Genomic DNA, 6,350 nt, shown 5'->3' with positions numbered 1-6,350 from the left:
GCCAAGGCATCCTCCGTATGCTCTTATTAGCTTAATCTTATCTCCCTTTCGGAAGACTTCCGTCTAATAAAAACCTTATTTCGGTTTCTATCCTTGACCTAACAGTTCTTTTCAGTTCTATTTTGGTTTCTCTTTTCTGAATTACAAGACTTCAATATTTCTCTTTATATATGCTTTCTTTATTGCTATATTACTCGTATACTTCTCTTTCCATATACTCGTTTTCTATATTGATTTCTCTTCTTTCTTCTTTGCTGTTGTCAATGTGCAAATCGCATTCGCGACTCAAACGGTCGCAAGCCGCCGCTCGAAGCGACAGCTTAAATAGAATACCACAACCGCATTATAAAGTCAACTGTTTTTTTGTAGAAAAATAAACTTTTTCACACTTTTTTTCAAAATTTACGCACGGCGCGAACAACGCATTTGTAAATCTCGTTAAACAGCACTATGGTGGCGGCAAGAGCTATCACTTTGAGCCAGGTTATAAAGTCGAGCGGCGCAACGTTAAACACCACGTCGCCGAATTGCGTAATGAGTATCTGCAACGCAAACGTAACCGCCATTACTATCCACATTATTTTGTTTCGGCGCAGTCCCTTAAACACGCTGCGAGAACCGAGCTCGCGGGCGTTAACCGCGTTAAACAGCTGAAAGAGCACGAAAGCCGTGAACATAACCGATTTTTCCATGCCGCCGGGCACGCAAAGAAAATTGAAACGCGCCTGCAACAAGAGCATAGCCGCAACGAACAAGCCGTTCATTATAATGCGTATAAGCATGGTTTGAGTGATTATACTGCTGTTGCGCCGTATGGGTTTTCGGTCCATAAGCTCGGGTCCGCCCGCCTCGAGTCCCAAACTGAGCGCGGGAGGTCCGTCCATAATGAGATTGACCCACAGCAGCTCGAGGGCGTTAAACGGAGCTTCGCCGCCGGGGATTAGCGAGAATATCACAGTGAGCAACACCGCCGAAATGTTTACGGTAAGCTGAAAGAGGATAAATCGCTGAAAGTTCTCGTATATTCCGCGCCCCCACTGCACGCTTTTAACTATGGTGGAAAAGCTGTCGTCGAGCAAAACTATATCGCTCGCTTCCTTGCTAACCTCCGTGCCCGTAATGCCCATGGATATGCCGATATCGGCGTTCTTTATCGCGGGCGCGTCGTTTATTCCGTCGCCGGTTACGGCAACCACCTCGCCGCACGCCATGAGCGCGTTCACTATGCGCAGTTTGGTGGCGGGAGTGGAACGCGCCACAACTCTTATATCGGGCAACCTGCGGTAAAGTTCGGCGTCGGGCATTTCCTCTATTTGCGCGGCGGTAAACACCTGCTCGTCGGTTTCGGCTATCCCGAGCTCGCGAGCTATCGCCCGCGCGGTTATCACATTGTCGCCCGTGAGCATCTTTATGCCCACGCCCGCGCCGCGGCATTTGTCCACCGCGTCGTACACCTCTTTGCGCACGGGGTCGCTTATTACCGCATAGCCGTCAAACACCATGTTGCGCTCTATCTTTGCCCGCTCGGTTTCGTAGTTGGGCGAGCCGCTCACAGCAGCGTGCGCAAAGGCTATAACGCGCTTCGCCTGCTCTTGATACGAGGCAAGCTCGCGTTCCGCCGCACGCTTATCCGCCGCCGACATCTCGCACATATCGAGCACCTTTTCGGGTGCGCCTTTAACGTAAGCCAACAAGCCCGCGCCCGTACGCACCAACGTGGTCATCTTTTTCTCGTCGCTCGAAAACGCGTAGCGATACGCTATATCCGCCGCCGCGCGAACCTCTTCGTAATTTTCGCCGATAGCCGCGCCGTAAGCCTTTAAGAGCGCACACTCGGTGGGATTGCCCACGAATATCTCTTTACCGTTCTCGTCCTGCCCGAGGTTCGCGGTGGAGTTGAGCACGAAATTGTTGAGCATGAACATATCGGTTACGTTTTCGGGCGAATACTTTTTGCCGCGACAAACCACCTCGCCCACCGTCATCTTGTTTTCGGTAAGCGTGCCCGTTTTGTCCGAGCATATAACGCTTATGCACCCCACCGTTTCGCACGCAACCATTTTTTTGACGAGCGCGTTTTGCTTAGCCATTTTTATCACGTTGAGCGCGAGCGACACCGCCACAATGGTGGGGAGTCCTTCGGGCACGGACGCCACTATAAGCACTATGCTCGTTATGAACACTTCCTGCACGTTATCGAAACTCACCGAGTTTGTCACGAACAGCGTAATTATGCGGATTGTAAACACAGCCGCCGCCGCTATCGCGCCAAGCAAAGTTATTATCTTGCCCAGTCTGTCGAGCTTGTGCTGAAGCGGCGTGAGTTGCGTTGCCGCGCCCGCAAGCGATTTGGCTATCTGCCCTATTTCGGTGTTGTCGCCAACGGCAACCACCACCGCAGACGCGTTGCCCGCGGTAACGTAGCAACCGCCGTAAACCATGTTTTTGCGCTCGGCAAGCGGCACTTGCCTGTCTTTGTAAACGTCGTTAGCCTTTTTGCGCACCGGATGACTTTCGCCCGTGAGCGGCGACTCGTCAACCGAAAAGTTTTCGGAGGTGAGCAGTCGGCAGTCTACGGGTATCTTATCGCCCGTTTCGAAATACACGATATCGCCGGCAACGAGCTCGCTCTGCTTTATCTTCTCCACCTTGCCGTCGCGCCGCACCTTTACAAGCACGTCTTCGCCCATGCGTTTTAGGGCGTCGAACGCCTTAAGACTCTTGCCCTCCATTATAATGGTAATGGTAACGGATATCACGATAGCCGCTACAATTCCCACGCACTCTATATAGTCGAACCTATCGCCGCGCGCAACTTTGATTATATTTACCGTCACGGTTATGCCGAGCGCGACGAGAAGAATTATCATCATCGGCTCGGTAAGCCCCTCTATAATTCTGCTGAAAAGCGATTTCGGCTTTGCCGCGGTGAGCTTGTTTTCGCCCCACTTGGCGGCGTGTTCGGCAACTTTACCGCCGCTTAATCCTGTGTCGGGATTTGTGTCCCATTCTTCGAGTGCCTCGGCAGGCGTAAGTTTTTCGGCGTTCATGGCATATCTCCTTCTCCGTAATTTTATGCTGCATTTCGTTCGCAAATGTTCGTTTGACAAATACGAATAAAAAAAGACTTTCGTCATTAAAAAATGACAAAAGTCTCATTACCCTTAAAGCCAAGGGCGACGGAGCCAGCCGCGACTGCTTGCGGCACGATGTTGACTGTCCGTCATTAAATTACTCCCTTTTGATACTGCCATTTTATCACGATATTGTATTGCTGTCAAGGGAAAAACACCGCTTAATTATCGGAATTGTTCCTTTTGAATATTTTACGCGTAAAGCCGTGCAAATAGTGCCTGAAATCTTTGTTTACAAGAATGGCAACGGTGCACGGAACTATTGCTATGGCAACCGCAATACTGCCGTTTACGAGCAACTCGAGCCACTGACTGCTCATATCCACCATGCAGAAATGCAGTGCGCACAACGCCGCCGCAAACGCCGCAATATAAACATAATTGCGGATATAGTACGTTTTCGCACTGCTCTTAAACGCGTATTTATGGAGCACGTGCGGCTCCACAATATGGCACACAAACAAATTCGTCAAAATCGTGGCGGCGATTACTCCCACAACATTGTACTCGCTCGGCAACACGAGAACGAAACAAATCGACAACACTACATTTATAAGCCCCTCTACTATGGGCTTCCACCTATCGTAATAAAACGTGCCCGTCGCGTCGCGGAAAAGATTTGCCGCCTGCCGCATAAACTGTATAAAATAGTTGAGCGTTATTACAAACGTTATTTGTTTTGAAAGTATAAGATTTGCACCGAACAATACCGTAACAAGATTGTCGATAACCGCATAATATCCGAGAAAGAAAACCGTTCCCATAATAAAATTGAACGTATGGAAAAAGTTATAATACCTTTCAACGGTTTTGCCGTCTTCTTCCACCGACATATGTCCTATAATAGACGTAAGCGGCGTAAAACACAACGCAATCACGCTTGACATTGCAAGCACTATGGTAGTGTAATTCGAGTATTTTCCAAGAATAACTATACCTATAAAAGCAGATATTATTATGCTGTCGGCGGTGTTTACCAGTATTCCGCCTATCTTGTGCATAAACATAGCTTTTACGTTTTTCGTTACTTCTTTTTTTGTTTCAATATCTATTTTTTGCCTATTGCGTATAATATCGCCGTGTTTTATTCTCGCGATAATTTCGGTAACTATCCACTGTAAGCCCATGGAAATAAGGCGACATACAAGATACCACGTAAACGAGCGCGTAAGAATAAGCACAAGAATTTGCAAACCGTCTTGCAAAAGCTGACCTACCGACGAAATAGCGGTAGTAATATAGTTGTTTTTATATGCGTTTATAAGCGAAGTTTTAGAACTGAACGCGTACGAAAGCACAATGGACGCAAGCATAAGCCCAAACGTAAAATAAAGATTTACGTCCAAAGTTTGGTAATCTTTGGCAAGAATTTTGAGAAAGGGCATAAGCGCACAACCGCACGCAAGTATAATTCCGCCGATTATAAGGTAAAGTTTGGTAAAAAGTCCGTAGAGCGCCGACACCTTATCGTTATCGCCTTCAACGATAGGCTTGTACATGCAAAAAGTTATCGCACTGCCCACGCCAAGCTCTGCAACCGATAAAAAATCAAGCAACGAAAGATAAAGAGAATTAAGCCCGTTTACCTCATTGCCTATATATTTAATTACATATCTTCTCACCAAAATATTGGCTACGAGAAGAATGATTTTGAACGCAACCGAAACGCCTACGTTCGCCACCCCGCGCTTTTTATCCATTATATTATTTCTTGTTTTTTTTCAATTTATATGTTAATATCTTTACCGACTTTATAGGATGAATTATAACAAAAAAACTATTACCGAAAAAAGGACCGAATTTTTTAATATATTTTCTTCTTAATTTACTGTACGGCGTCCCCCATGAATTATTAAAATGATGAATTGTTCTTGTTTCGCTATGAATTATTATTTCATTTGTATAAGGATTTTTAGGAGAAAAATAATTACTATTAAATATAGTTATTTCTTCCAATGTATCGGATAAATAGCCGGATATTTTACCGTAGTTTTCTATTGTATATTGTGACAAAATAATAGGAAGCGTAGTAAAGTCAAAAGATCCGTCATTACGAATAAAAGGTCTATTCTCATATAATTTCAAAGCGCCTTCTACCCAACGTCCATTTTTCTCGGAAGCCATCACACCAGCTTCAATATGCATTGAGTCCGAATTGGATTTATACTCATACGATGTAAATGCCGGCAAGGTCAATAAATCATCAAAGTCTTTTACTACCTCTACATCGCAGTCCAAATATATTCCGCCACACTTCCAAATAGCAAACAAACGAACATAATCCGCAACAAATGCATATTGTTTTGCATTAAAAGCTTCTCGAACAAAACAATTTTCATTAACATCAAAATTATTCTCATTCCATTCTCTTAATTCGTAATCAGGCAAATTCTTCTTCCACGATTCTATACATCTTAAAGACAATTCATCCTTTTTCTTGCCTCCAAACCAACAATAATGAATAATCTTAGGTATCATTTGTTTGTATCACCCCTCTCTTCCAAACTTATTGCGAATTTTATCAGCAAATTTCACTCCAAAAAATCTACATAATATGTTATAAATTTTCAATCTACGCTTACTTTTTTTATCCACCCAACTACCCGAATAACAATGCATGGCAGCAGTATCTTTAGTTATAATAGGAGCATTCCTTTTAGACCTATCAGGACGAAATATAGGTTTTGCAAATATAACAATTCCGTCATTATTTTCTGTTACAGTTGCGTCTAAATTAAACGAAAACGTATTCTTAAAATGATTTGTAAACGTTATAGGCAAAGGAGTTAAATCCTGTTTTCCGTCAAGTACAAATAATTTAGTTTCATACGTTTGTATAAACGTATCTGAAACCGAATTATGTGCAACTCCGCCTATAATAGCCGGTTCTAACCACTCGTCGGTTTCATAGCCGCAAAAAAAGTCGCAATCTAAAAATTCGTCAAAACTTTTATAAACGCGTATATCGGTATCGAAATATATACCGCCGTGATTTGCCACAACCCAAAATCTGAAATAATCGGCTATAAACGCCCATTTTTTAGCCGCATACGCGTCTTCCACATATTTACAGCAGTGCACGTCAAAGTTAGTTTCATTCCACTCTTTTATTTCATAATCGGGGCAAAATTTGCGCCAACTTTGCATACACTTTTGAATCAATTTGCTCTTTTTGGCTCCCCCAAACCAGCAATAGTGAATTATTTTAGGTATCAT

At 44.2% G+C, this 6,350-nt stretch carries 4 protein-coding genes; all 4 read right to left on the bottom strand.

Annotation, left to right across the window (positions count from 1 at the left end):
• Positions 1 to 395: 395 nt before the first annotated feature.
• The gene (locus NFR55_RS07960; protein ID WP_251548066.1) at positions 396 to 3,050 is read right to left on the bottom strand and encodes a calcium-translocating P-type ATPase, PMCA-type; all 2,655 of its coding nucleotides are present in this window, start codon (positions 3,048 to 3,050) and stop codon (positions 396 to 398) included.
• A gap of 245 nt (positions 3,051 to 3,295) precedes the next feature.
• A complete protein-coding gene (locus tag NFR55_RS07955; RefSeq protein WP_251548064.1) occupies positions 3,296 to 4,834 on the bottom strand; it encodes a lipopolysaccharide biosynthesis protein in 1,539 nt (512 codons plus the stop codon).
• Between the two features lie 4 nt (positions 4,835 to 4,838).
• Entirely contained in the window at positions 4,839 to 5,612 is a 774-nt protein-coding gene (locus NFR55_RS07950) for a glycosyltransferase family 32 protein (RefSeq protein ID WP_251548062.1), read from the bottom strand.
• A 9-nt stretch (positions 5,613 to 5,621) separates the two neighbouring features.
• Positions 5,622 to 6,350, bottom strand: coding sequence for a glycosyltransferase family 32 protein (locus NFR55_RS07945; RefSeq protein WP_251548061.1), 729 nt, complete (start codon positions 6,348 to 6,350; stop codon positions 5,622 to 5,624).

The sequence above is a fragment of the Pumilibacter intestinalis genome, from assembly GCF_943193005.1.
Lineage (GTDB): Bacteria > Bacillota > Clostridia > Christensenellales > Pumilibacteraceae > Pumilibacter > Pumilibacter intestinalis.
This window is presented reverse-complemented; position numbering and strand designations above follow the sequence as displayed.

What these genes read in the sequence shown, in the direction of transcription:
- NFR55_RS07960 (WP_251548066.1), bottom strand. Translation starts at nt 3,050, where the DNA reads ATGAACGCCGAAAAACTTACGCCTGCCGAGGCACTCGAAGAATGGGAC.
- NFR55_RS07955 (WP_251548064.1), bottom strand. Translation starts at nt 4,834, where the DNA reads ATGGATAAAAAGCGCGGGGTGGCGAACGTAGGCGTTTCGGTTGCGTTC.
- NFR55_RS07950 (WP_251548062.1), bottom strand. Translation starts at nt 5,612, where the DNA reads ATGATACCTAAGATTATTCATTATTGTTGGTTTGGAGGCAAGAAAAAG.
- NFR55_RS07945 (WP_251548061.1), bottom strand. Translation starts at nt 6,350, where the DNA reads ATGATACCTAAAATAATTCACTATTGCTGGTTTGGGGGAGCCAAAAAG.